Annotated in this window: 19 protein-coding genes and 2 pseudogenes; 7 read left to right on the top strand and 14 right to left on the bottom strand. The window is 72.6% G+C overall.

Features of this window, described 5'->3' with window-relative positions; genetic code table 11:
* The first annotated feature begins 320 nt into the window (after positions 1-320).
* Positions 321-575, top strand: coding sequence for a PLD nuclease N-terminal domain-containing protein (locus tag MQV74_RS36230; protein ID WP_242727528.1), 255 nt, complete (start codon positions 321-323; stop codon positions 573-575).
* Positions 576-1,274: 699 nt separating this feature from the next.
* Positions 1,275-1,634: a helix-turn-helix domain-containing protein gene (locus MQV74_RS36225; RefSeq protein WP_308402347.1), complete on the top strand. Its 360-nt coding sequence runs from the start codon at positions 1,275-1,277 to the stop codon at positions 1,632-1,634.
* A gap of 424 nt (positions 1,635-2,058) precedes the next feature.
* Here MQV74_RS36225 and MQV74_RS36220 read toward each other — a convergent pair whose 3' ends face one another.
* The 6 genes and pseudogenes from MQV74_RS36220 to MQV74_RS36195 form a co-directional block, all read right to left on the bottom strand.
* Complete coding sequence (locus MQV74_RS36220) at positions 2,059-2,409, bottom strand: ArsR/SmtB family transcription factor (protein ID WP_242727526.1); 351 nt, start codon at positions 2,407-2,409, stop codon at positions 2,059-2,061.
* A 345-nt stretch (positions 2,410-2,754) separates the two neighbouring features.
* A complete protein-coding gene (locus MQV74_RS36215) occupies positions 2,755-3,168 on the bottom strand; it encodes an anti-sigma factor antagonist (RefSeq protein ID WP_374120742.1) in 414 nt (137 codons plus the stop codon).
* A gap of 76 nt (positions 3,169-3,244) precedes the next feature.
* A pseudogene (locus MQV74_RS36210) lies at positions 3,245-3,476 on the bottom strand (ATP-binding protein); the annotation flags it as partial.
* Entirely contained in the window at positions 3,476-3,814 is a 339-nt protein-coding gene (locus MQV74_RS36205) for a pyridoxamine 5'-phosphate oxidase family protein (protein ID WP_308402346.1), read from the bottom strand. The gene MQV74_RS36205 and the pseudogene MQV74_RS36210, both read right to left, overlap by 1 nt.
* A gap of 188 nt (positions 3,815-4,002) precedes the next feature.
* Positions 4,003-4,227 (bottom strand): annotated as a pseudogene (locus tag MQV74_RS36200) (sodium-independent anion transporter); the annotation flags it as partial.
* Entirely contained in the window at positions 4,224-4,565 is a 342-nt protein-coding gene (locus MQV74_RS36195) for an ArsR/SmtB family transcription factor (RefSeq protein WP_242727524.1), read from the bottom strand. The pseudogene MQV74_RS36200 and the gene MQV74_RS36195, both read right to left, overlap by 4 nt.
* Before the next feature lie 251 nt (positions 4,566-4,816).
* On the opposite strand from MQV74_RS36195, the gene MQV74_RS36190 reads away from it, so the two are divergent.
* Complete coding sequence (locus tag MQV74_RS36190) at positions 4,817-5,170, top strand: zinc ribbon domain-containing protein YjdM (RefSeq protein ID WP_242727522.1); 354 nt, start codon at positions 4,817-4,819, stop codon at positions 5,168-5,170.
* A 112-nt stretch (positions 5,171-5,282) separates the two neighbouring features.
* Here MQV74_RS36190 and MQV74_RS36185 read toward each other — a convergent pair whose 3' ends face one another.
* Positions 5,283-7,235, bottom strand: a complete 1,953-nt coding sequence (locus MQV74_RS36185) for a trypsin-like serine peptidase (protein WP_242727520.1) — start codon at positions 7,233-7,235, stop codon at positions 5,283-5,285.
* A 110-nt stretch (positions 7,236-7,345) separates the two neighbouring features.
* Between MQV74_RS36185 and MQV74_RS36180 the strand changes: the two genes are divergently transcribed.
* Positions 7,346-7,930, top strand: coding sequence for a hypothetical protein (locus MQV74_RS36180; RefSeq protein WP_242727518.1), 585 nt, complete (start codon positions 7,346-7,348; stop codon positions 7,928-7,930).
* Between the two features lie 215 nt (positions 7,931-8,145).
* On the opposite strand, the gene MQV74_RS36175 is transcribed toward MQV74_RS36180, so the two are convergent.
* From MQV74_RS36175 to MQV74_RS36155, 5 genes are all read right to left on the bottom strand, one after another.
* The gene (locus MQV74_RS36175) at positions 8,146-11,100 is read right to left on the bottom strand and encodes an AfsR/SARP family transcriptional regulator (protein ID WP_242727516.1); all 2,955 of its coding nucleotides are present in this window, start codon (positions 11,098-11,100) and stop codon (positions 8,146-8,148) included.
* 185 nt (positions 11,101-11,285) lie between these two features.
* Positions 11,286-14,321 carry an AfsR/SARP family transcriptional regulator gene (locus MQV74_RS36170; protein ID WP_242727514.1) on the bottom strand — a complete coding sequence of 1,012 codons (3,036 nt, stop codon included), beginning with the start codon at positions 14,319-14,321 and terminating at the stop codon, positions 11,286-11,288.
* Positions 14,322-14,705: 384 nt separating this feature from the next.
* The gene (locus MQV74_RS36165; protein WP_242727512.1) at positions 14,706-15,779 is read right to left on the bottom strand and encodes a hypothetical protein; all 1,074 of its coding nucleotides are present in this window, start codon (positions 15,777-15,779) and stop codon (positions 14,706-14,708) included.
* 87 nt (positions 15,780-15,866) lie between these two features.
* Positions 15,867-16,838, bottom strand: a complete 972-nt coding sequence (locus tag MQV74_RS36160) for an alpha/beta fold hydrolase (RefSeq protein ID WP_242727510.1) — start codon at positions 16,836-16,838, stop codon at positions 15,867-15,869.
* 193 nt (positions 16,839-17,031) lie between these two features.
* Positions 17,032-18,474: an aldehyde dehydrogenase gene (locus tag MQV74_RS36155; protein WP_242727507.1), complete on the bottom strand. Its 1,443-nt coding sequence runs from the start codon at positions 18,472-18,474 to the stop codon at positions 17,032-17,034.
* A gap of 224 nt (positions 18,475-18,698) precedes the next feature.
* Here MQV74_RS36155 and MQV74_RS36150 point away from each other — a divergent pair, with 224 nt between their 5' ends.
* Both MQV74_RS36150 and MQV74_RS36145 read left to right on the top strand, forming a co-directional pair.
* Positions 18,699-19,775 carry an alpha/beta fold hydrolase gene (locus tag MQV74_RS36150; protein WP_242727505.1) on the top strand — a complete coding sequence of 359 codons (1,077 nt, stop codon included), beginning with the start codon at positions 18,699-18,701 and terminating at the stop codon, positions 19,773-19,775.
* Positions 19,776-19,938: 163 nt separating this feature from the next.
* Positions 19,939-20,427 (top strand): TetR/AcrR family transcriptional regulator, encoded by a 489-nt coding sequence (locus MQV74_RS36145; RefSeq protein ID WP_242729315.1) that lies wholly within the window; start codon positions 19,939-19,941, stop codon positions 20,425-20,427.
* Between the two features lie 49 nt (positions 20,428-20,476).
* On the opposite strand, the gene MQV74_RS36140 is transcribed toward MQV74_RS36145, so the two are convergent.
* Complete coding sequence (locus tag MQV74_RS36140; RefSeq protein ID WP_242727503.1) at positions 20,477-20,938, bottom strand: cupin domain-containing protein; 462 nt, start codon at positions 20,936-20,938, stop codon at positions 20,477-20,479.
* 86 nt (positions 20,939-21,024) lie between these two features.
* Positions 21,025-22,635 carry a tannase/feruloyl esterase family alpha/beta hydrolase gene (locus tag MQV74_RS36135; protein ID WP_242727501.1) on the bottom strand — a complete coding sequence of 537 codons (1,611 nt, stop codon included), beginning with the start codon at positions 22,633-22,635 and terminating at the stop codon, positions 21,025-21,027.
* A 414-nt stretch (positions 22,636-23,049) separates the two neighbouring features.
* Here MQV74_RS36135 and abc-f point away from each other — a divergent pair, with 414 nt between their 5' ends.
* Positions 23,050-24,684 carry a ribosomal protection-like ABC-F family protein gene (gene abc-f / locus MQV74_RS36130; RefSeq protein ID WP_242727499.1) on the top strand — a complete coding sequence of 545 codons (1,635 nt, stop codon included), beginning with the start codon at positions 23,050-23,052 and terminating at the stop codon, positions 24,682-24,684.
* Position 24,685: the final 1 nt, after the last annotated feature.

Raw genomic sequence — 24,685 nt, 5'->3', positions numbered from 1 at the left:
CGCAGCATCGGGAACTCCATGTGGATCCTTGTTCCACGCTTCCAGTAGGTTTCAGCAATGGCAGGGAACAAGCACCGGCCGCTCCGCCGTCTTCCGCGGCGACAGTCATCGGCTGGAAACGGTATGCATAGTTGCGTGCATGGCGTGCGACTGCGCGAATGCTCATTGCCCTAGAAATTCTACTGATCGGCGGCCCGCAAACTTCACCATTGCGGTAGAGGGGGTGGCCGCTCGCCCTGCCCGCGGCTTCCCACATTCAGGTTGCCGAGTGACTTTTGAGTAGAAACCGTCCTGGAACAAAAGGAGCAATCTTGCGTGCGTTGAGCGAACGTCTGACGACAATTGCCATGGACAGTCAAGGGGGTGGGGCATGGACCGCTGCCGTGGTTTTGATTCTCATCGTTGCTGCTGCGGGGTTGTACGTCTGCACCCTCATGGACATCCTCACTTCTTCCGCAGGCAAGGGGATGAAGGCCGTCTGGATCGTCTTCGCTTTCATCGCGCCTTTCATCGGCAGCGTGCTGTGGTTCCTCGTCGGCCGACGTTACGCCCGACGGTCACCGGTCACCTTCTGACGTCAGTGGCACAGATGGGTTCGACCTCATGGCACACCACCACGCCGACGGAACCACCCGGAACCGGCTCGGAACCTGACGCAGGGTCAAGCACGCTTCACGGGAGTGCCCAGCGAAGACCACCCGGGTTGCTCCCGAGCATGATGGCGCCCCGCTCAGGTCGCCCGCGTGGGGTCGTCATCATGCTGGGCATCCGGGGCGCGTCATGACCCCGATGAGGCCCCCATCCGTACGCTGCCCGTCCGACTCGTCAGGTGCGCCTCGCGCAAGTGACCATCGTCCTCGACGACAGGCGCGAACCACCGGACCTGCTCACCGGTCGGTGGCATTCGACCGGCCGCCGGACAGGGCCGGGCCGACGCTCCCGTCGACAGCAGTCGCAGGACCCCGTGGGCCGGGGCGACGAGTTCACCGGCAGAACACTCTCTGGATGTACCATCATCCAGACTTGCAGAATTGCGCAATTGGCTAGTTTCCTTGGCCATTAAGCCTTGGAGGGGGTGGCTGGTTCGACTGCGTCTGGCGACACGGCGCAGGAGCGGGCGCACCACGCGCTTCGCCGCGGAAGGCGTCGACCGCGAAGGACACCCCATCCGTGACGGTGGCTCAAGGCGGGCTGGACGACGTGGTGCACCTGACCCGGCTCCATGGAGTCGAGTCGGGTGAAGCAGCCGACGACGAGAAGGGCACGGTCCAGGAGTGAACGAGGTGCCGGTTTTGCTGTACGAGGCGCAGGCAGATTTGCTCCAGGTGCTGGGGCACCCAGTGCGCATCCACGTGCTTGAAGTGCTCCAGCGCGCTCCCGTACCAGTGCGGGAGCTGCTGGCCGCGATCGAGATGGAGGTCGAACTACCGGAGTTGTCGCAGCAGTTGGCGGTGTTGCTCGGCTCCGGGGTCGTGGCCGTGAACCGCAGGGGGACGACAGCGGTCTACGAGGTGGCGGTCGGCGACGTCGACGAGCTGCTCACGGTGGCGCGACGCATGTCATCCGCACTGCTGTCGAGCCAGGGTGTCCTGCTCGAACAGGCACGAGAGCGGGCCTCGGAGGGCGCTTCGTGAGGGGTTCGAGCCGCTTCCCTCCACGCCGCAGGGTCCGGTCGACGACAGCCCTAGAGCTCGTGCCGACCCTGGTGGAACGGCACCTCGTATCGACAGGAGGTCGGACCGCCCCGGCACCAGGGCCGGGAGTCGGGAGTCGGGAGTCGGGAGTCGGGAGTCGGCGACATGCTCGCAGGGCGAACTGTCGCGCCTCCGTCACCGTGACCGTCCGGGGCTGCTCGGGCAGGCGTGATGCCCCCTCCTCCGTGGCGAGTCCGTGCGGCCTGGGTACGCGAATTCAGCCGATCCCGTCCACAGCCTCCGCCCCCCCACGGCGCCAGCGACCGCCCCGCGGCATCAGAGCGTCGGCCTTCCTCAGGCCCTCAACTCCGTTCGAGCAGCGGAGGCCGCACTCACCGAAGGGCGGCTGCCGGCCGTGCGCCTGCTACGAGGGAGGCTTCGACTCCGCCGAGGCGGTCCGCAGATCAGCGAGCAGTCCGGCCTGATTGGCCAGTACTCCCGACAGGATGGTGCGCGCCACCTTGAGCAGCTCCGCCACGTGCTCGCTCGTCAACGAGTAGTAGACGGTCGAGCCCTCCTTGCGGGTGACGACCAGGTTCGCGCGCCGCAGGACGGCCAACTGCTGGGAGAGGTGTGCGGGCTCGATGCCCACTTCGGGCAGCATCTCCGCGACCGCGTGTTCACGCTCGCTCAGCAGCTCGAGCACCCTGATCCGCGCCGGGTGCCCGAGCGTCTTGAAGAATTCGGCCTTGAGTTGGTACAGCGGTGCACTCATCGGACCGGCCTCCCGCCCTGCCCGTCGGCGACCGGCCGACCGGCCCGCCACCGCGGGTGCTCCGCGCACCGCATCCGCCCAGAAATCATCAGCATGCGACCATCCTGGACCCCGAACACCGGAATGATGACCTCCTAACTTGCCGACATTAGCAAGTCAGAAGTCCGAGGGAGGCCCGCGCCCGGAAGAAGCACGAACGTGCCCGCGGGCCGGCACCGTGCCGACCGCGACAGGAGTACGGGGCGGCGCCCGCCGAGGTTGTCCGCCCCTCCCAGGGCACGTACGGGTTGCGACACGGCTGGAGGGAGCGGACCGCCCCGACCGGCCCGGTCCGCTCCCCCGCGCTCAGCCGGTCCAGCCGCCGGTGCGCCATTGCTGCCGCTCTTCCCGCCCCTCGGGCATGGCGTCCCGGTCCGTCCCGTGCGCGGCGAGCGCCGTGGTCAGGTCGTCGTGGACGGGGAGGGGCGGGCAGTCGGCGACCGGGACCAGGGAGCCGTCGGCGGGGATGGCCGCCAGCTCCAGGCGACGCCCGTGCGCCGCGAGCCGACGAGCCGCCTCGGCCACGGCGAGCCGGCCCTCGACGGACCAGCCGCGCAGTTCCGTGCAGTCCACGATGACCGGGCCCGTGCCACGGGCCAGCACCCAGCCGACCGCGCCGGTGAAACGGTGCGCCGCGTCCTCGCCGAGGTGACCGGCGACGGACAGGATGCCGAGGTCCGGCGCGACGGTGTAGCGCCACTCGATGGTCATGGTCGTCATCAACTGCCTTTCGTATGCTGCCGCGTGTGCGGAGGACGGGGACGGATCACAGCGGAAGCGTGATCCAGACGCTCTTGCCTGCCGCATGGATGACGGTGACGTGCGGAGAGGTGCCGGCGGGGTGCCGCACGACATGGGTGACCAGCTCGCCGAGGATCAGCAGGGCCGTGCCGACGGCCCGGTGGCGGCGGCCGATGCCCCGCTCGTCCAGGACCTGCTCGGCCGTCTCCCGGGCCACGCACCGCGGACGGCACGGTCGGCGGAGTCAGCACGTGCCGGTGGGGCAGAGCCGCCAGGCCTCCCACCATCACGCCTCCGCACGGGCGAGCCGGTACCCGCTCACCGTCCGCGGACGAACGCGCAGCAACGTGTCGTGCGGGCCGTGCTTCCAGCCGGGCAAGGTGCGCCGATAGTGCGCCGCCTCGTCCGGATCGGAGACCGACTCGGCCGGACCGCTCGCGGTGACACTCCAGCCGGTGCCGATCGCCGTGCGGACCTCGTCCACGTGGTAGGTCACGGTGACGCCGGCAGGCAGAGCCGATCCCGGCACGGGTGCGCGGACGATCAAGCAGCCGTACTCCAGCACATGGGCCGCGGGGCGCAGAGCAGGCGAGCCCTTGTGGAGGTGGACACCCCCGCCATGCACGGGATGACCACGCGCACGTCGGTCAACGCGGCCGCCCCATGCGGGACCTGGTGGGAAGCGGTGAAGAACAGCGGCCCGTCGATGCGGTACGGGACGATGTGCCCGGCCGGCAGTGTCTGCTCGGGGGCGCGGCGGTCTCCCCCGTCCGACGGCACACGGTCCACGCGGGCCTGACGGGCTACGGCACGCGACGCGGGCGCACCGGCGGCGACGGCGGTGGCAGGACCCGCCTGCGCGCCGAGTCCGGAGGACCCTCCGAAGCCGAGCGTCGGCGGCAGTGGCACGATCGCCACCGTCAGACCGGCGAGCACGTCCCGACGGGGGCCGCGGCCCCTCTCGACGCCATCCGTATCCGTGTGCGCGGGCAGAAGGGAACGGACCGGCGTCCGGGCCCGGGGCAGCGGAGCGCTCACCTCGCGGCGGCCCCGGCTTCCCGCAACTCCTCCAGCAGGTCGTGCCGCCCGGCCAGCATCTGCGTGAGGATCCGGCGTGCGGCCCGCATCAGGTCCGCGACGTCCCCACCGGCCAGCGCGTACACGACCGTCGAGCCCTCCCGCCGCGAGTTCACGATCCCCGAACGGCGCAACACCGCCAGCTGCTGCGACAGAGCCGACGGCTCCACCTCTATCGCGGCCAGCAGATCACGCACGGGCATCGGCCCGCCCTGCAGCAGCTCAAGCACCCGTATCCGTACGGGATGACCGAGCATCCGAAAGAACTCGGCCTTGGCCTGATACAGCGGAACGGACACGAACGCTCTCCCCGAAGTCCCGTGCGGTGACGCCGTGCCCGCGGCTACCTGCGGGCACGACCACCACACCATCTAATGAATTGCAAAATTTCGCAATTCAGCCAGTCGACCTATCCTGGCCGGACAACCTCAAGATCCACCAGAGCCGGCCCACGGCCGCTGCGGCGGTTCGGCGACCGACGCGGGCCACGGCGTCGGTGCCGTTCGGCCGGCCGAGCGCGACGGCTTCCCCGCCGAAAAGGACTGTGCCGATGCCCGAGAACCTGCCGCCCTGCCCCGCGTGCTCCAGCGCGTACACCTATGAGATGGGCGCACTGCTGGTCTGTCCCGAGTGCGGGCATGAATGGGCACCCGCGTCAGCCGACGCCGATCAGGTCACCGCGGACACAGCCATCAGGGATGCGGTGGGGAACGTACTCACCGACGGTGACACCGTCACGGTGGTCAAGACCCTGAAGGTCAAGGGCAGCCCCACCGGCATCAAGGCGGGCACCAAAGTGCGCAACATCCGCCTCGTCGACGGCGTGGACGGCCACGACATCGACTGCAAGGTCGACGGATTCGGCTCCATGCAACTCAAGTCCAGCGTGGTCAAGAAGGCCTGACCCGGACGGCACGGCAGCAGACCCGGCGCCCCCTCTTCCCCGTGGAAGGACGAAGGGCCCCTCCCCCGGCGGGGAGGGGCCCTTCAGCCCTGTTCCGTGTGGCCTGTGGGCGTTACGCGGGTGGGTACACCAGCGTGATCTCCCGGCTCAGGCCGCTCTCGTCGGCGTCCGGGTACATGGAGACCTCGCCGTCGGACCAGCGCACCAGGAAGTCGTCCGGGTGCTTGTTCTCGGTGTAGTCGCCCGCGCCGAGGACCGTGGCGTGCGTCCAGAGCCGGTTGGGCTTCTTGACCTGGACCTCGCCGTGGAAGCCGTTCTGGTCGATGTCCTTGTAGAGCGTCAGCTCGCCGTCCGTCCAGCGGACCATCAGGTCATGCTGGTCGTTGCCCGTGAAGTCGCCCGAGGTGATCGTCGAGGCGTGCGTCCACGTACCGTTGGGCGCGGCGAGCTTCTTCTCGCCGTGGAAGCCGTCCTTGTTGAGGTTGGTGTAGAGGGTGACCTCACCGTCGCTCCAGCGGACCACGAGGTCGTCGGTCCACTTGTTGTCGGTGGTGTAGCGGCCGCCGGTGAGGGAGGTGGCGTGCTTCCACAGGTCGTTGGGCTTCTGGAGCTGCACCTCGCCGTGGAAGCCCGCCGCGTCGACGTCCGGGTACAGCGTCAGCTCGCCGTCGGACCAGCGCACGATCAGGTCGTCCGTGTCGGCGCCGGAGAAGTCGCCCGCGGCCATGGTGACGGCGTGCTTCCAGGTGCCGTTGGGGCCGGTGAGACGGATCTCCTTGTCGAAGTTGTCGTTGTCCTCACCGGCGCCGCGGTACAGCGTGACCTCGCCGTCGGACCAGCGCACGATCAGGTCGGAGTAGTCCCACGTGCCGGGGTTGCCGTCGGTGAAGTAGCCGCCGGCCATGGCCTCGGCGTGCTGCCAGGTCTCGGCCTTGCCGAGGACGCCGCGGCCCGCCGGGGGCTTGTTGTTCACCGCGTCGTCGTACAGCGCCTTGGCGTCGCCGTCCAGGTAGGAGCTGTACGAGATGTCGTCCACGTCGCCGCCGGTCTTCCAGCCGCCGATGACGCCGATGATGCCGAAGCCGCTGCCGCGCTTGATCAGGAAGGGGCCGCCCGAGGCGCCGCCGGAGTACTTGTCGCAGGCGATGCGCAGGAAGCTGCCCGGGATCTTCGGGTCGGTGCTGTTGTAGCGGACCGTCTTGTCCGTGCAGTCCAGCGGGCGCTTCTGGTTGGCGGGGTAGCCGATGAGGCGGACCGGGTTGTGGTCGTACCCGGCGTTGATCATCAGCTCGGCGCCGCCGACGACGTCCTCGACGTTCTTGCCGCCGCGCGGTTCGAGCACCAGGAAGTTGAAGTCCAGGTCGGCCGCGGCGTCCGGGCCCTTGGACAGGTACCGCTTGTCGACGTAGATGCGGCCGGGCTTGACGGTGAAGGCGCCGTGCGGCTTCTTGCCGTCGTCGTACTGCGGGACGAACGTCAGGTTCTTGCGCGCGTCCTGGTCGTCGAAGCAGTGCCCGGCGCTCATCACGATGTTCTTGCCGGGGCTCTTGACGACCGTGCCGCCGCAGAAGCGGCCGGTGTTGGTGCCGTCGTTCCAGAAGAAGGTGCCGACGACCGGCAGGCCCTCGAAGGGCTTGCTGGCCGAGCGCACCATGCGCCGCTCGGCCGTGGACCCGGGCTTGCGGGTCGTGTCCTCCTCGACCGGCTCGGCGGCGCGCATGCGGGCGGGCGTCCAGTAGTCGTCGGCATCGGCCGGGGTGAACGCGCGGGCATCGTTGTCACCGCCCGCCGGTACGGGGGTCGGGGGCGCGGTCGGGGCCTTCGGCGTGGTCGTCGGGGCCGGGCTCGTGGGCTTCGGCGCGCCCTTCGGGGCCGCGTCCTTGCGCTTCGGCACGCGGGTCGGCGCCGGAGGCTTACCCTCCGGCGTGGGCTCGGTCACTGACGCCGCGTCGGTGGCCTGCGCCGTGGGCGACGGATCGCCGGGGTCCGCCTGCGCCGGGAGCCCCGGCAGCAGGATCAGGGCCACGGCTCCCGCCGCGGCACCCAGCGCTCTGCGCACGTGCATGGTTGTTTCCCCCCAGATGAATGAGACGCCTATCACCCGGTATGGCGTGACTGCGTCAAGGTCGGCCAAGATCGTATGGCCACCGCGCGCCAAGGGAAGGTAAAGCCTCTATGAACAACTTCACAGGGTCGTCCGGGCGAGCGGGAGCCGCCGCGCTGGCCGCGTCCGCCGCGTTCGCCCTGGTCATCGGGGTGTCGGGACCGGCCCACGCCGAGCGGCTCCCGTTCCCCGGACGGGGCTACGCCTCGGTCGGCGGCCCGGTCGCGCCCGGCGGCCTTGTGGACCTCACGGTCAAGGAGCGCCCCGGCAATCCCCGGCCGACGGCGGTGGAGGTTTCGAGTCCCGCCCTGAACGACGGCACGGCCATGGGGGACACGGGCGCGGCCTGGGTCGGCGCGGGCCGGGTCAAGAAGGGCGTCCGGCCGGGGACGTACGCGGTGACGTTCACCCTCCGGCACAAGGACGCCGACTGCGTCGGCGAGGGCGAGGAGGACTACACGTGCGACTACCCGGCGATCGTCCTGCGCAAGAAGGTGACGGTCGCCGCGTCCGAGGGCGACCGGGACGGGGACGACCGGGACGGGGACGACGGTGCGGGGTTCGGCCGAGGTGTCGCGGTCGGAGCCGGGTCGGCCGTCGTCGCCGGGGGGCTGTTGGGCGCGGCCGTGGCGTGGCGACGCAGGCGCCGGGCCTGACTTCCGGGCGGCGGGATGCCGTCAGTCGCCACCGGGCTCGGCGCATCGCCCGGTGTCCACGTCACCACCGCAGACGGACTCGCCCACGCGCGGCGGCACCCGCTCCGGACGGCCGCTCAGGGCGTCGCGGGACCCGGGCGCCGGGGTCGGCGACGCGGCCAGGGCCCCGCCGGGGGCCGGGACTGTTCGGCCCGCCCCGGCCGGGGCCCGGTGGCTCACAGCTCCCCGAGGAGCCGCTCGATGTCGTCCGCGTCGGGCAGGCCGAGTTCACGGAAGACGGTGTGCGCGCGGCGGTAGTTCTCCTGGGCGCGGTCGGTGTCGCCCTGGGCCCGGTGGGCGTGGCCGAGTTGGGCGAGGGCGCGGGCGACGATGCCCGCGTCGCCGCGCGCCTCGGCGATGTCCCGGGCCCGAGCGGCGTGTTCGGCGGCTTCCGCGGGCCGCCCCGAGAGGTTGTGGGCCTGGGCGATCGCGCCGAGCAGGAGGCCCTCGCGGAAGCGCGAGCCCGTCTCGCGCCACAGGCGCAGGCTCTCGTGCAGGCTGTCGAAGGCCTCGGCCGTGCGCCCGGTGCGCAGGCAGACCTGGCCGAGGTTGTGCAGCGCGTTGGCGCGGCCCGCGACATCCCCGGTCGCCGAGGTGACGGCGACGGCCTCGCGGCAGTGCGCCAGGCCCTCCTCGGCCCGGCCGGTGGCCAGCAGGGCCAGGCCGAGGAAGCCGAGCGCGTACGCCTCGATGCCTCGGCTGGCCACGGCCCTGCCATGGGCGAGCGCCTCGGTCAGCAACGCGTGCGCGGTGGTGAAGTCGCGCAGGGCAAGGGCGCCTCCGCCCCGGGTGATCAGGACTAGGGCGAGCAGCGTCCGGTCCCCGGCCTGTCGGCACAGCTCGATGGCCCGGTCGAGGGTGGGGGCGCCGAGCCGCATGGCGAAGCGGTGCTGCACGGAGCTGCCGAGCATGTACAGGGCGCGCGCTTCCGCGGTGCGGTGACCGGCGGCGCGCGCGGCCTCGGCCAGGGTCCGGGCGGCGCGTTCGATGCCGTAGGGCTGCGCGCCGAGGCGGCCGAGCGGGTCCGCGGCGAGCAGCAGGTCCGCGCAGACCGTCAGCGACAGGGAGGCGTCGCCCGCGGCCTGCTCGATGAGCCCCAGGAGCGACGTCTGCTCGTCGAGCAGCCAGGCGGCGGCCGCCTGCGGGCTGCCGAAGGCCGGGCCCTCGTAGCGCAGCGCGGCCGCGTGCCCGGGGAACACGTCGTCGGGCAGCGAGGCCCGGTGGGCGCCGAGGGCGGTGGCCAGGCAGAACTCGAGGAGGCGGGTGAGCGCGGCGGTCCGCTCGCGGTCCGGCACTTCGGCGCACGCGGTCTGGCGGGCGAAGAGCCGGAGCAGGTCGTGGTAGCGGTAGCGGCCGGGCGCGACCGACTCGAGGAGGCTCAGGTCGACCAGCGCCTCGCACAGCTCCTCCGCCTCCCGCTCCGGCCGGGCGAGCAGCGCCGCGGCGGCGGACACGCCCAGTTCGGGCACCTCGGGCAGGGCGAGGAGCCGGAAGGCGCGGAGGTGTTCGGCGTCGAGGAGTTCCATGCCGAGCCGGAAGGTCGTCTCGACGGCGGTGTCCTCCGCTCGCAGCGCGCCGAGGCGGCGCCGCTCGTCCGCGAGGAGCACGGCGGTCTCCGCGAGCGTGTGGTCCGGCCGGGCGACCAGGCGGGAGGCCACGACGCGGATGGCGAGCGGCAGATGGCCGCAGGCGTCGAGCACCTCGGCGGCGGCCTCCGGCTCGGCGGACACGCTCTGCTCGCCGACGATCCGGGTCAGCAGCTCCAGGGCCTCCGCCCGGTCCATGGGCCGCAGGTCCACCAGGGTGGCCCCGGTCAGGCCGACGAGCCGGGAGCGGCTGGTGAGCAGCACCGCGCTGCCGGGCGTGCCGGGCAGCAGGTCGCGGACCTGGGCCGGGTCGCGGGCGTTGTCGAGGACGACGAGCACCTGCCGGGTGGCGAGCATGGAGCGGTAGAGGGCGGCCCGCTCCCCGGGCAGCATCGGGAGGTGACCCGCGCGGACGCCGAGTACGCACAGGAAGCGGCCGAGGACCTCCATGGGCTCCGCGGGCCGGGGGTCGGTTCCCCGCAGGTCCGCGTAGAGCTGCCCGTCCGGGAAGCGGTGGCGCATGCGCCGGGCCACGTGCACGGCCAGGGCGGTCTTGCCGATGCCGCCCATGCCGCTGATGGAGCTGAGGGAGACGATCCCGTCCTTCTCCAGCGCGGCGCACAGCCGGTCGGCCTCGTCGCTGCGGCCCGTGAAGTCGGCGACGTCCTGAGGCAGTTGAGCCGGGCCGTGGGACCGGTCCGGGCCCCGGAGCCCGGCCGCGGCGCCCGCCTGCTCCCCGGGTCCTTCGGTGAGGATCCGCTGCTGGAGCTGGTCCAGGCCGGGGCCCGGGCGGATGCCCAGCTCCTCGGCGAGCGCGCGGCGGATCTGCGCGTGGACGGCGAGTGCGTCGGCCTGCCGTCCGGCGTGGTGCAACGCCGTCATCAGCAGCTCGTGGACGCGCTCGCGCCAGGGGTGTTCGGCGGCCAGCCCGCGCAGCGGGCCGATCGCGTGGTCGCTCCCGCCGCAGGCGATCTCGGCCTCCCAGCGGGCCTCGACCGCCGTCAGGCGCAGCTCCTCGAGGCGGGTGCGCTGGGCCTCGGCGAAGGGGCCGGGCACACCGGCGAGCGGCCTGCCCTGCCACAGGTCGAGGGCGGAGACGAACAGGGACCGCGCCTGTTCCAGCCGGCCGGCGGCCCGGGCCCGCCGCGCCTCGGCCGTACGGAGCTCGAAGACCGTCAGGTCGACGTCCTCCGGGGCGACGTGCAGGGTGTAGCCGTCGCCCGTCGTCCGCAGCGTGCGCGCGGCGGCGCGGGGTGCCCGGTCGGGCTCCAGGAGTCGGCGCAGGGTGAAGACGTGCGTACGCAACGACGCCAGCACGCCGGGCGGGGCCTCGTCGCCCCAGGCCCCGGCGATCAGCTCCCAGGCGGACACGGGGGTACGCGCCCGGAGCAGCAGTACCGCGAGCACCGCCTGCAGCTGGGGCGCGCCGACGGACACCTCGGCCGAGCCGTCATGGACACGAAGGGGGCCGAGAACGGTGAAGCGGTGGGCGGCTCGACCGGATGCGCCGTCGGAGGAGCGGCCTGGCGGGGCGGTGGGGGGCATGGGATGTCTCCAAATGACGTCAGGACCAGGTGGCGTGCGGGCCATGTGGGGTGACGGCCTTTGACGTGAGGGGCCATGTGACGAGAGGGGCTTGGGGGGCGTGAGGTCACGGCTTGGGGGCGTGCGGAAACGGCTTGAGGACCGTGCGGTCAGGGCTTGAGGGGCGCGAGGTCACCGCAGGGGGATCACCCGTGGCGCCGGTTCCGCTGTGGCGGGTTCGGCACGGGAGGTGAGTCGGCCGGTCCCGCCGGGGAGAGACGTGCCGCTTCCCCCGTTCGGGAGACCGGTCCCGGTTCGCACCCGTCCCGGCTCCCGGGCCCGTCGCCGAGCAGGGCCAGCAGGTCGTCGGCCTCCGGCATGCTCAGGCGGGCACAGATCTCGTACGCGGCGCGCCGGTGGGCCCGGGCGCCGTCGTGGTCCCCGAGCCGGACGAGGGCGGAGCCGAGCACGGCCAGCGCGTGGGCGCGGCCCCAGTCGTTCCTGACCTCCTCCAGCGTCGTGGCCGCGGTCCGGGCAAGCCGCGCGGCCTCCTCGGCACGGCCGGTGGCGAGCCGGTTCTCCGCGAAGCGGAAGAGGGCGAGCCCCTCCCACAGCCGGTTGCGGCGGTCGCCGAAGAGGGCCAGCGCCTCGGTGAGGCGTGCGGCGGCCTCGGCGGTCCGCCCGGCGGTGTCGAGGACGACGCCCAGTTCGTACAGGGCGAACCCCACCCGGTGGCCGCCGCTCAGACCCTGGTGGACCGCCAGGGCCCGCTCGGCGTCCGCGACCGCCCGGTCCGTCTCGCCCGCCGACTGGCGCACCCGGCAGCGCACTCCGAGGACGTTCGCCTCGCCGAACCGGTCGGCGTGCGCCCGGAAGACCTCCGACGCCTCGGTGAGGAGGGCACGGGTCTCGTCGTAGCGGCGCAGGTGGTACGAGCAGCGGGCGAGGAGCACCATGGCGTCGGCCATGACGAGCGCGTCGTCGGCCGCGCGGCTCGCCGCCACCGCCCGGCGGCAGACCTCGACCAGTTCGGGAAGGCGGGCCGCGTAGTAGTAGCCGTGGCCGAGGGCCAGGTAGGCGCGTCCGGCGCTGCGCCGGTCGCCCAGGCGGAGCGCCGCGGAGATCACCGCGTGGGCGGCCTGCTCGAACTCCGGCCCGGGGCCCCCGCGTTCGAGGAGCTCCTCCATCATGAGCAGCAGGTCGGCCGCCGGGGCGACGGCGTGGGCGGGGCCTTCGGCCGCTTGGCGCACGGCCGCGAACAGGCACGGCGCCTCCTCGGCGAGCCAGGCACCGGCGGCCCTGGCCGTGGCGAACGACAGGCCGGGGACCGTAGCGGTCACCCCCAGGCGCTCGGCCCTGCGCAGGGCGTCGGGGTGCGAGGCCCGCACGGTGGACACCAGGAAGTCGAGGAGGCGGCGCAGACCGGCGGCCTGTTCCTCCGGATGCTCCTCCGCGCCGGCGCGTCCACGCGCGTAGAGGCGGAGCAGGTCGTGGTAGCGGTAGCGGCCGGGCGTGGGCGACTCCAGCAGGCTGACGTCGACCAGGGACTCGCACAGCGCCTCGGCCTCCGCCTCCGGCAGGCCGAGGACGGCGGCCGCGGCGGCGGACGAGACGTGCGGGCCGTCGGGCAGGGCCAGCAGCCGGAAGGCGCGCTGCTGGTCCGGCCGGAGCTGGGCGTGGCCGAGGGCGAAGGCGGCCTCGACGGTCAGGTCGGCGACGCGCAGTTCGGCCAGGCGGTGCCGCTCGTCGGCGAGCCGGGCGTGCAGCGCGCCGAGCGGCCACGCGGGGCGCGTGGCGAGGCGGGCCGCCACGATCCGTACCGCCAGCGGAAGGTGGCCGCAGGCCGACACCAGCCGGGCGGCGTCGTCCGCCTCGGCGGCGACGCGGGCCGGGCCCAAGGCCTTGCCCAGCAGGTCGAGCGCCTCGTCCGGGGTCATGACGTCGAGGTCGACCAGGCGCGCGGACGCGGGCCCCGCGAGCTTGGCGCGGCTGGTGACCAGGACGGCGCACCGGGGCAGCACGGGCAGGAAGGGCCGCACCTGCTCGGGGCCGTGGGCGTTGTCGAGGAGGACGAGGACGCGGCGGCCGTCGAGGCGGGCGCGGAACAGCGCGGAGCGTTCCGCGAGGCCGTGGGGTATCTCGGCGTCGTCCACGCCAAGGGCACGCAGGAACGAGCCCAGTACGGCGGCCGGGTCGGCCGGGTGGCCGCCGACGCCTTGGAGGTCCATGTAGAGCTGTCCGTGCGGGAAGGACTTCCGTACCAGGTGCGCGACGTGCACGGCGAGGGCGCTCTTGCCCACCCCGCCCGCTCCGGAGACGGCCACCATGGGGGCGGCCCCGGGCCGGTCGGACGTCAGCAACGCGCACAGGTCCGCCACGAGCGTGGCGCGCCCGGTGAAGTCGGCGAGGTCGCCCGGGAGCTGGGCGGGCAGCGGCGGTGCGCCCTGCTCCGGTGCTCCGGTGCTGCCGGTGGCCTTCGGTGTCGTGAGCAGATCGCGCGCCTGGGCGAGGTCGTGGCCGGGTTCGAGCCCGAGTTCCTCGCTCAGCAGCAGACGGGTCTCGTCGTAGAGGGCGAGCGCTTCGGCGGACCGGCCGTCGCGGTGCAGGGCCTGCATCTGGAGGGCGCGCAGCCGTTCCCGGAAGGGGTGGCGCGCGGCCAGGCGAGCGAGTTCCGCGAGGACCGGCTGCGGGCCGTCCAGTTCCAGGTCGAGTTCCAGACGGGCTTCGAGGGCCGTCAGGCGCTGGTCGGCGAGCCGGGCGCGGTGCGCGTCCATGGCCGCGCCGGGGACGCCCGCCAGGGGGTCGTCCCGCCAGGGTTCCAGCGCGAGGCGCAGCCGGGCGCGGGCCTCCGCGAGCTGCCCGGCCGCACGGGCCCGGCCCGCCGCGGTGACGTGGTCCTCGAACCGGGCGAGGTCCACGGCCTCGCGCGGCACGTGCAGCGCGTAGCCGTCGGGGACGGAGACCAGGACCCGGGGGGACTCGCCCGCGGCCCGCTCAGGTTCGAGGAGTTTGCGCAGCCGCGAGGCGTACGTCCGCAGGGCCCCCACGGCGCGGGGTGGCGGATTCCCGCCCCACAGTGCCTCCACCACGTCGCCCACCGAGGCGGCCCGCTCCTGGCGCAGCAGCAGCACCGCGAGGAAGGCCTGCTGCTGCGGGGAGCCGAGCTCCAGCTCCCTGTCGCCGCGCCACGCCCGCAGCCGGCCGAGCAGCACGAAGCGCAGCCCGGTCTCCCCCGTGACCATCTTCCGCCCCACCCCATTGACGCCTTCAGGCGCGCATGCCGCGCGACGGGCCGCCCCCGTCTTCCCGTCGGGGCTCGGCACGTCGCCGTCCCCGTCGTCGTCCTCACGGGTCGTCCCCGTCGTCGCCCCCACGGCGTGCGCTGGCCTGAATCGTACCTGGGTGACGCCCGTCAAACCGTCGCCGGACCGCCCTCGGGACCTGACCGCCGTGCGGCTGGGCGCCGCGCTGCCACGCCTTTCGGCGACCACCACCGGCGCACTCGCCCCGTACCGGGCCCGCCCTTCGCGTACGCGCTCTCCGACGATCAGGAACCGTGCATTGTCCACGCACATTTCGGCCAGACCTCGGTGCGCCTCTGCCAGGGGCGGTCAGGGAGCCGGAGGCTAGTCACCTCCGCCTCCGCCTCCGTCGCCACCGCCACCGCCGTCGCCTCCGCCGTCACCCCCGCCACCGTCCCCGCCGTCGCCGCCGTCCGAGCCCCAGCCGTCCCCGCCGCCGGACTCGTTGTCGTCGCTGCCCCGGCCCAGGTTGCTGAACCAGGGGCGATCCCAGTCCTCGTCGAGGACGATCGGTTCGCCCCCGTCCGACGGGCGTCGTTCCGCCCGGAACCGTGCCGAGCCCGTCGTGTCGCCGAGCCCGAAGGCCGTGGCGAAGACGTGCGCCATGACGGCGTCCAGCGGATCGGCGCTCTCGTACCGCACCGGAGCCAGCGGCAGCAGCACCGTGCCCGGCTCCAGGACCGGTCGGCGCGGGGGCCGTGCCAGCAGGGCGACCCGGCGCTCGTCGCGCAGCAGCCACGAACTCGTCGCGTTCTCCCGCCGCAGCGTCCACGCCTGGCCGGGCAGCCGCACCTCCACCCAGCTCTTGGACTTGCGCAGCTTCTTCTTCAGGGTGAGCTCGGCGGTCACGTCGCCGACCGTCAGCCGCAGGCCCTGGGACGGTTCGGGGGCATCGCGGAAGAAACCGTACGGAGCCCGGATCCGTACGACAGGAGCCTGCGGCCCCCACACGTCCACGCGCACCAGGCGCCGGTCCACGGCCACGGCGACCGGCCCGAGGGGCCCCGGCGCGGACCGCCGCGCCATCCACAGCGGTACGTCCTCGGCACGCGCCCGGGCCGCGAGGGCGGCCACCTGGTCGGGGCCGCCGCACTGCCCCACGGCCAACTCCCCCAGCTTGCAGGCGAACGCGAAGGCCTGCCGTACCTTCAGCGGTGTGGCCGTGCCGGTCACGCGGGTCACCGGGACGACGCCGGGCCCCTCCGCGAAGCGCTCCAGCGGCCGTTCCGCCCCGCCGCCGCCGAGCCAGGATCCCCGCAGGAACGCCTCGGCCATCGCGCCGAGGTTCAGCTCGCTCAGCGGCGTGGTCCTGCCCCCTCGCCGCAGCCCGTCCTCGGACAGCTCCACCGTCCGCGCCAGCGGATTCCACGAACGCTCGCCATAGAGCACTTCGCTCACAGCTCCCCCGTACCTCACCCGAACAGCCGGCTCAACGGGCTCACCCTCACACACCGCACGGCGGCGAGTGGCACCGAGCCCCCCCCGTCAGGTCAGGGTGGCGGCTTCGAGGACGGCGTCGGTGAAGGCCCCGGGTTGTTCCTGGGGGAGGTTGTGGCCCGCGCCCGGCACGACGTGGTGGGTCCAGGGGCCGGAGAAGTGGGCGGCGTACCCGCTGCCGTCGGTCGGCGGGACGGCGCCGTCGGCCTGGCCGTCGAGCGTGACTGCGGGAACGGTGATCTTCGGCTGGCCCAGCAGCCTCCGCTCCAGCGCGGCGTACCGGCGGTCTCCGGGTGCGGCCGCCAGGCGGTGTCGGTAGCTGTGGATCACCACGTCGACGTAGTCGGGGTTGGTCCACAGCCGCGCCGCCTCCGCGAACTCCGCTTCGGTGAAGCGCCATTGGGGCGAGTTGCGGCGCCAGACGACGCGGGCCAGGTCCTCGCGGTTGCCCTGGAGCCCCGTCCGGCCGCGCTCGGTGAGGAAGTAGAAGAAGTACCAGTAGGCCTCCTCCCGCGCGGGGGCCAGGGGCTCTTGGGCGGCGGCGAGGTTCTGGACGAGGTAGCCGTTCACGGAGACGAGGGCGGTGCAGCGCTCGGGCCACAGGGCCGCGGCGACGTCAGCGGCCCGGCCGCCCCAGTCGTAGCCCGCGAACAGGGCCCGGGGGATGCCCAGGGCGTCCATGAAGGCGATGAGGTCCGCGCCGAGCGCCGCCTGCTGGCCGGAGCGGACGGTGTCCTCGCGCAGGAAGCGGGTCCGTCCGTGGCCGCGCAGATAGGGGACGTAGCAGCGGTGGCCGCGCCGGGCCAGCGCGGGCGCGACCTCGGCGTAGGAGCCGACGGGGCTGAACGGCCAACCGTGCAGGAGGATCACCGGCTCGCCCCGGGCCGGTCCGACGTCGTGGTAGGCGATGTCCAGTACGTCGGTACGGGTGTGGCGCACCGGCCCCAGGCCGTCCGCGGCCCGCCCGGGCGCGGGCGCCGCAGCGGTCACGGCCCGGGCCGGTCCTCGCCTACTGATCATGTCGCTTCCTCGCGTTCGACAGGGGTGCCGGGGGTGTGCGGACAGCGCGTCAACACACCCTTCAAACGTCACCACCTTAACCAGTGACGCCGCTCGGCGTCAGCCTTTTCACCAAGCCGGGAGAACGTCGCGCCGAACCGGCGGACAGCGACCTCGGTCGACACCCGCAGCCGCGGCCTTGCCGTAGCGCGGATCACACAGTGATGGTCTTGTACTCGGTGTACGTACCGAGCCCGACCGTGCCGAACTCGCGGCCGACACCACTCGCCTTGAAGCCGCCGAACGGGCCGTCGAAGCCGACGGAGGCGCCGTTGACCGTGACGGTGCCGGTGCGGACGCGGCGGGCCACCGCCAGGGCGTGCTCCTCGTCGGAGGACCAGACGCCGCCGGACAGGCCGTACTCCGAGTCGTTGGCGATGCGGACGGCGTCGTCCTCGTCGTCGTAGGCGATGACGACGAGGACCGGGCCGAAGATCTCCTCCCGGGCGATGCGCATGGAGTTGTCGACGTCGGCGAAGACGGTGGGGGTGACGTAGTTGCCCCGCTCCAGGCCGACGGGGACCTGCGGGCCGCCAGTGACCAGGCGGGCGCCCTCCTCGATGCCGAGTCGGACGTAGTCGCGGACGCGCTGCTGCTGGTCGGGGCGGATCATCGGGCCGATGAACGTGTCGGAGTCGCCCGGGTCGCCGACCTTCAGCGACTCCACCAGCCCCTTGAGCCCGGCCACGACCTCCTCGTACCGGCTGCGCGGAGCCAGGATCCGGGTGTGGGCGATGCACGACTCGCCGTTGTTGAGCAGGGAGGCGAACCTGACGCCCGCCACGGCCTTCTGGATGTCGGCGTCGGGGAGGATGATCGCGGCGGACTTGCCGCCGAGCTCCAGGCTGACCCGCTTGAGCTGTTCGCCCGCGATCGAGGCGATGCGACGACCGGCCCGCGTCGAACCGGTGAAGGCGATCTTGTCCACCTCCGCGTGCGACACCAAGTACTCGCTGGTCTCCCGGTCCGCGGGCAGGACGCTGATGACCCCTTCGGGCAGGCCCGCCCGTTCCAGGAGTTCGGCCAGGACGCCCATGCTCAGCGAGTTCTCCGGGGAGACCTTGAGGACCACGGAGTTTCCGGCGAGCAAGGCGGGGACGACCTTCGAAGTGGCCGAGGAGAAGGGCGAGTTCCACGGGATGACCGCGGCCACGACGCCGACCGGCTCGCGGCGCACCACACTGCGCAGGGGGGACGCCGGGTCGGACGGGGCAAGCGTCTCCTCCCAGGCGAAGTCCTCCGCAGCCTTCAGATAGGCGTTCGCCTGCCGGGTCAGGCCCGTCTGTCCGGCGCGGGTGAACCATCCCGCCGAACCGGTCTCCACGGAGATCAGACGGGCGATCTCCTCCGCGGCCTCCTCGCGCAGCGCGTTGAACTGCCGCAGGCGCGCGATCCGTTCGACCGGAGGAGTCAGCCGCCATGTGCCCGCCTCGAAGGACTCCCGCGCCGCGGACACCGCCCGGTCGACGTCCGCCGGTCGCGCCTGCGCGGCGCGGCCGATCACCGTCCGGTCGTGCGGCGAGGCGATGTCGAGCAACCGCGGGTCGCTCGGCTCGACCCAGGAGCCTCCGATGAAGAGCCGACCGTAGGCGATCATGCGCTTCCCCTCTTCCGTGATCTCGGTTCGTTCTTGAGTGCTCATTAACTGTCACATCAATGTAGCAGTTCTATCTATTAACCGCCTCGGTCGCGAGGCCATCACAGGGCGTTGGACATCACCCACCGCCCGGTCAACGCGGCGCCATTCGTCACCCCCTTGACCGGTGACACACCATCTGCGAGTGTCGCCCCGACACCCGCACACACGAAGAAGGGCTTCAGATGATCAACAGGCGCACCTTCAGCAAGGCCGCTGCCCTGGGCACCGGCGCCGCGGCCGTCTCGCTGTCCGGCCCGCACACGCGGGCCTCTGCGGCGTCTGCCGATTCCGCCTCACCCCGGCCGCACGGCGGCCCCACGCCCGCCGTGCCCGTCGTCACCCCCGGCACCCACACCGCATTCGCCACGCTGAAGCACGTCAAGGCGGGTGTCCTCGACGTCGCTTACGCCGAGGCGGGACCGGCTCACGGGCCGGTCGTCCTGTGTCTGCACGGGTGGCCCTACGACATCCACAGCTTCGTCGACGTGGCACCGCTGCTCGCCGGGATGGGCTATCGCGTGATCGTTCCCTATCTGCGCGGGCACGGCAGCACCCGCTTCCTCTCCCGGCGCACACCCCGCACCGCCGAGCAGTCCGCCGTCGCCCTCGACGTCGTCGCCCTGATGGACGCGCTCAAGATTCCCCGAGCGGTCCTCGCCGGTTTCGACTGGGGCTCGCGCACCGCCGACATCATCGCCGCCCTGTGGCCCGAACGCGTCAAGGCCCTCGTCTCCACGGGCGGTTACCTCATCACCGACGTCAAGGCGCAGCGGGAGCCCGCCGCCCCGGCCGTGGAGCACACCTGGTGGTACCAGTGGTACTTCGCCACCGAACGCGGCAAGAAGACGATGGAGGACGTGGACGACCGCATCGCCCTCTGCCGCTACGTGTGGACCCTCGTCTCCCCCAACTGGCGCTTCGACGACGCCACTTTCGCCCGCACGGCCCACGCCTTCCGCAACCCGGACTACGCCGCCGTCGTCCTGTACAACTACCGGTGGCGCATCGGCCTCGTCGAGGGCGAGCCCCGCTACGACCGCTACGAGAAGCTCCTCGCCGCCCAGCCCTCCCTCCACGTGCCCACCGTCACCCTCGACGCGGCCCTCGACCCCTTCACCCCGCCCGGCGACGGTTCGGCCTACCGCCATCACTTCACGGGGCCCTACGAGCACCGCACGATCGCGGACGTCGGGCACAACCTGCCGCAGGAAGCGCCCACCGCCTTCGCCCAGGCGGTCGTTGACGCCGACCACCTCTGAACCCTGCCGGTGGGACGGCTCCGCCGGTGCGGCGGCTCTGCCGTCAAGCTGCACACCACTGTGGCGTTAGGCAGCTCAGACGCCCCACTTCACGGCTAGACTCCGTGCGGTGAGAGCCGACGCAGCACGCAACCTGGAAGCCGTCCTGACCACCGGGGCCCGCATGCTCGCCACCGACCCCGGTGCCAGCATCGCGAGCATCGCCGCCGAGGCGGGCGTGGACCGGCGTACGGTCTACCGGCGCTTCGCCTCCCGCGAGGACCTCCTGGCCGCCATCCACGACGCCCGCCTCACCGCCGTCGAGCAGGCCATCGAGGACGCCCGGCTGCGCGAAGCGCCCGTCGCCGTCGCCCTGCACCGCTACGTCGAGAACGTCATCGCCGTCAACCGCACCTGGCCCGTGGACCTGGCCCGCATGCTCACCGACGACGCCGTCCGCCGGCGCAGGGACGCGTCCGTGCACGAGGTCGACGCCTTCCTCCAGCGGGCCACCGACGACGGCCTCCTGCGCCGCGACAGGCCCGAGGGCTGGGCGAGCGTCCTCCTGCCCCAGCTCATGCACCTGGTGTCACGGCACCTGCCCGACCTGAGTGCCGGTCAGGCGGCGGACGTCGTCGTCGACACCCTGCTCCACGGCATCGGCACGCCCTGACGGGGACGCCACCGGGCGCATCCGGTGCACGGATGCGCCCGGCCGGGCTCTAGTAGGTGGTCACCAGGGGCTTCGTCTCGTCGACGACGTAGGTGGAGAGCATCATCGTCGTCACCTTGCCCACGTTGCGGGCGTTGTGGACGACCCCTTCCGGGATGAAGAACGGGTCACCCGTGCGCAGGCGGAGCGGCGGCCTGTCGTCGAACTCCATCAGCACGTCACCGCGGATGATGTAGCCGACCTCGACACCGGGGTGACTGTGCCGCCCCGACTCCTTGTGCCGCGGAATCCGTACGAGTGTCTGTACGGTCTCCCACCCCTTCGCGGGCGAGGGGTGCTCCTGGAGGAGCGTACGGGTGACGCCCCCGGTCGGATCCGGGTCCCCGCCGGGGCGCGGGGACGGGCCTCGGGCGGGCTCCGCGGCCGAGGCGCCGGCCGACGGAGCGGCAGCGCCGAGGGCGCCCGCCGCGGCGGCACCGCTCGTGCGTAAGAGGCGGCGTCGATCGATCATCGTGGCTCTCCATTCATGTCGTGTCATGCGGTTCATGACGTGTCGTGCCGTGCCATGGATGTCATGGCGGAGGGAAGGTGAGGCGGTCAGCGCCGCTCGCAGCGGAAGCTGGCGGCGTCGGCAGGGTCGCCGTGGCCCCGGTAGCGGGAGACGCGCGGGTAGCCGCACAGGTCGCGGGTGACGCTGCGCCCCCGGGCGTCGACGAGGGTGGCGGGCAGGACCGCGGGGGCCTTGCCGCGCTCGACCCAGGCCCGCAGCGCGCCGAGGTCGTCGGTGGTGCCCCTGCCCCTGTTGAGGCCGCAGTGCACCGTGCCCGGGGCGAGGAAGAGCCGGTAGAAGTCGTCGACGCGCCGGGCGCCGCCCATCGTCCGCTCGACCTGCCGGCGGTAGTCGACCGTGCCCTGTGTGGGGATGTACTCGTCGGCCTGGCCGTGCCAACTCAGGAGCTTTCCACCGGACTTGCGGAAGGCCGAGAGGTCGGGGTCGTCGGTGCCGATGACCTTGCCGTACTCGGCCTGCGACTGCCGGAACAGCCGGGCGAACCGCTCGTAGGTGATCGTCGCGACGTCGAACGACGGCTGCTTCTCCAGCCAGGTCGCGACCCAGAACCGCGGCACGGGGAACGGCTCACCCTTGACGTCGCCGTGCGCGTCGGGCTCGGTGACGCGGGCCAGGCCCGTCAGGTCGGCGCCGACCGGGACGCCGGACCACAGCTTCTCGCCCGAGGGGGTGCGCGGGCCGTCCCAGACCTTGCGGACCACGGCCGCTTCGGCCGCCGTGATCGTGTGCTTCCCGCCGTCGCACAGCACGTCTGTGCCGATCAGGCGGCGCGGGTCGAAGTCGCACCGGGCCGCGTCGTTGACCAGGCCGTCCCTGACTCCGTCGAGCGGGTCGCAGGCCTTGACGGCGGCGTCGGTGAAGGCCTTGAACGCGCAGGAGGACGGGTAGGTCCGCTCGTTGTTCATGACCACCTGCGGCCACAGGGTGGCCACCTCGAACTCGTCCCAGCTGACGGCGGGCGCGTTCGCGAGGATGCCGTCGTAGTCGTCGGGGTGGCGCTGGGCCTCCATATGACCCTGGCGTCCGCCGGTGGAGCAGCCGTTGAAGTAGGCGAAGGAGGCACGTCTGCCATAGGCCCCGGCGACGGCCTGCTTGCCGAGGACCGCCGCCTCGTGCTGGGAGCGGGAGGCGAAGTTCGTCAGCAGCGCGGTGTTGACCCGCCCGTCGCCGCGCAGCCCCCAGCCGACGTCGAGGACGTCACCGACTCCTGCGTCGGTGGTGGTCGCCGCGTAGCCGTTCTTCACCGCGGTGGCCAGGCCGACGCCGTTGTCCCCCGCCGCGTACGCGCTGCCGCCGAGCCCCTGGAAGCGGCCGTTCCAGCCGTCCTCGGGCAGCCAGGTCCGCACCGTGGCGCGGTCGTGGGCGCCCGGGTGGGTGAGAGTGACCGTCACCTCGCAGTAGGCGGGGACGCCGGTGACCGTGCCGCCCAGGATTCCGCTCCCGTGGACGGTGCCGCCCGGTCGGCGGACCGCCGTCACGGACTCCACCTCGGCACCGGCCGGAGCCTTCAGGGACGGCGCGACGCAGGCAGCCCTCGCCGGGCCGGAGCTGTCGTGGCCGGCCGCCGTCGCGGTGGGCAGGTACACGGACGCGGCCAGCGGGGCACCGGCGGCCAAGACCGTCAGAAGTCGTCTCATGGATCGTCCCGTCAAGGAAAGAGGTGGGCGCGAGTGCGCCGTCATGGGGTCCGGATGCCACTGACGGTATCACCGGTTAGACCGGTGACGGCAAGAGTGGCGGGTCGACGTCACTCCGGACCGGCGGCCCGGCCAAGGCCCGCACCACGGGCGCGACGCGAACGCGACGGATGCGGCCGCCGCCCGACGCACGTCGGCGAACACGCCTGCTACTGTGTGCGCGACGTGGACCCATCGAACTAGGAGTGGCAGTCGTGGCAGGTGACGACGACATCTCCGGGTGAGACCCGGATGTGACCGGCCGTCGGACGGCGCTGTACGAGCGCCCGTACCGAGGCCCCTTCGTCGTACCCCTTTTCCCCCACCTGCCCAGGGCAGAGCTCTGTCTGCCCTCAAGCCTCCGAGGTCACCTCCATGTCCGACGCCGCTGTCGTCTGCTCGAACGTCTCCTTCGCCTGGCCCGACGACACCCCCGTCTTCCACGACCTGTCCTTCACCGTGGCCACCGGCCGCACCGGCCTGGTCGCCCCCAACGGCTCCGGCAAGAGCACCCTGCTCAAGCTGATCGCCGGTGAACTCACGCCCGCAACCGGCTCGTTGTCGGTCGGCGGCACGCTCGGCTACCTCCCGCAGAGCCTCCCCCTGACCGGTGACCTCACGGTCGCCGAGGTGCTCGGCGTCGCCGCGGTGATCCGTGCCCTCGACGCCGTGGAGTCCGGTGACGTGAGCGAGGAGCACTTCACCACCATCGGCGACGACTGGGACATCGAGGAGCGCACCCGCGCCCAGCTCGACCGTCTCGGCCTGGCCTCGCTCGCCCTGGACCGCACCCTGAGCACGCTCAGCGGCGGCCAGGTCGTCTCCCTCGGCCTCGCCGCCCAACTGCTCAGGCGCCCCGACGTCCTGCTCCTCGACGAGCCGACCAACAACCTCGACTCGGAAGCCCGGCACAAGCTCTACGACGCCCTGTCGGACTTCACCGGCTGTCTGCTCCTGGTCAGCCACGACCGCGCACTGCTCGACCGCATGGAACGCGTCGCGGAGCTCGGCAGCGACGAACTGCGCTTCCACGGCGGCAACTTCACCGCGTACGAGGAGGCCGTACGGGCCGAGCAGGAAGTCGCCGAGAAGAACGTCCGCAACGCGGAGCAGGAGCTAAAGCGCGAGAAGCGCGAGCTGCAACAGGCCCGCGAACGCGCCGAACGCCGCCAGAGCAACGCCGCCCGCAACCTCAAGAACGCGGGCCTGCCCCGCATCTTCGCGGGCAATATGAAGCGCGGCGCCCAGGAGTCCGCGGGCCGCGCCGGGCAGATGCACGCCGCCCGGGTCAGCGAGGCCAAGTCCCGGCTCGACGAGGCCGGGCGCGCGCTGCGCGACGAACAGCGCATCACCCTCGAACTGCCCGACACCCACGTGCCCGCAGGACGCAACCTCTTCCTCGGCGAGGGGATGCAGGTCCACCACGACGGCACGGCCGTCTTCGCCGACGGCGGCGTCGACCTCACCGTCCGCGGCCCCGAGCGCATCGCCCTGACCGGGCCCAACGGCGCGGGCAAGACCACCCTGTTGCGTCTGGTCACCGGCGAACTCGCCCCGGACAGCGGTGAGATCAAGCGGAACGACGGGCGGATCGCGTATCTCTCGCAGCGCCTCGACCTGCTGGACGTGGACCGTACCGTGGCGGAGAACTTCGCCGCGTTCGCCCCCGAACGGCCCGAGGCGGAGCGGATGAACCTGCTCGCCCGCTTCCTCTTCCGCGGGCCGCGGGCCCACCTGCCCGTCGGGGTCCTCTCCGGCGGGGAGCGGCTGCGCGCCACGCTGGCCTGCGTCCTGTGCGCCGACCCCGCCCCCCAGCTCCTCCTGCTCGACGAACCCACCAACAACCTCGACCTCGTCAGCGCGGCCCAGCTGGAGGGCGCCCTCAACTCCTACCAGGGCGCCTTCATCGTGATCAGCCACGACGAGCGGTTCCTCACCGAGATCGGCGTGGACCGCTGGCTGCGGCTCGCCGACGGACGCCTCAAGGAGACCGGGGCACCCGCGATGTGAG

This window comes from Streptomyces sp. AN091965 (assembly GCF_022698285.1).
Taxonomy (GTDB): Bacteria; Actinomycetota; Actinomycetes; order Streptomycetales; family Streptomycetaceae; genus Streptomyces.
This window is presented reverse-complemented; position numbering and strand designations above follow the sequence as displayed.

What these genes read in the sequence shown, in the direction of transcription:
- abc-f (WP_242727499.1), top strand. Translation starts at nt 23,050, where the DNA reads ATGTCCGACGCCGCTGTCGTCTGCTCGAACGTCTCCTTCGCCTGGCCC.
- MQV74_RS36215 (WP_374120742.1), bottom strand. Translation starts at nt 3,168, where the DNA reads ATGACGACCATGACCATCGAGTGGCGCTACACCGTCGCGCCGGACCTC.
- MQV74_RS36220 (WP_242727526.1), bottom strand. Translation starts at nt 2,409, where the DNA reads ATGAGTGCACCGCTGTACCAACTCAAGGCCGAATTCTTCAAGACGCTC.
- MQV74_RS36185 (WP_242727520.1), bottom strand. Translation starts at nt 7,235, where the DNA reads ATGCACGTGCGCAGAGCGCTGGGTGCCGCGGCGGGAGCCGTGGCCCTG.
- MQV74_RS36150 (WP_242727505.1), top strand. Translation starts at nt 18,699, where the DNA reads ATGATCAACAGGCGCACCTTCAGCAAGGCCGCTGCCCTGGGCACCGGC.
- MQV74_RS36155 (WP_242727507.1), bottom strand. Translation starts at nt 18,474, where the DNA reads ATGATCGCCTACGGTCGGCTCTTCATCGGAGGCTCCTGGGTCGAGCCG.
- MQV74_RS36175 (WP_242727516.1), bottom strand. Translation starts at nt 11,100, where the DNA reads ATGCCCCCCACCGCCCCGCCAGGCCGCTCCTCCGACGGCGCATCCGGT.
- MQV74_RS36180 (WP_242727518.1), top strand. Translation starts at nt 7,346, where the DNA reads ATGAACAACTTCACAGGGTCGTCCGGGCGAGCGGGAGCCGCCGCGCTG.
- MQV74_RS36190 (WP_242727522.1), top strand. Translation starts at nt 4,817, where the DNA reads ATGCCCGAGAACCTGCCGCCCTGCCCCGCGTGCTCCAGCGCGTACACC.
- MQV74_RS36170 (WP_242727514.1), bottom strand. Translation starts at nt 14,321, where the DNA reads ATGGTCACGGGGGAGACCGGGCTGCGCTTCGTGCTGCTCGGCCGGCTG.
- MQV74_RS36135 (WP_242727501.1), bottom strand. Translation starts at nt 22,635, where the DNA reads ATGAGACGACTTCTGACGGTCTTGGCCGCCGGTGCCCCGCTGGCCGCG.
- MQV74_RS36145 (WP_242729315.1), top strand. Translation starts at nt 19,939, where the DNA reads ATGCTCGCCACCGACCCCGGTGCCAGCATCGCGAGCATCGCCGCCGAG.
- MQV74_RS36160 (WP_242727510.1), bottom strand. Translation starts at nt 16,838, where the DNA reads ATGATCAGTAGGCGAGGACCGGCCCGGGCCGTGACCGCTGCGGCGCCC.
- MQV74_RS36140 (WP_242727503.1), bottom strand. Translation starts at nt 20,938, where the DNA reads ATGATCGATCGACGCCGCCTCTTACGCACGAGCGGTGCCGCCGCGGCG.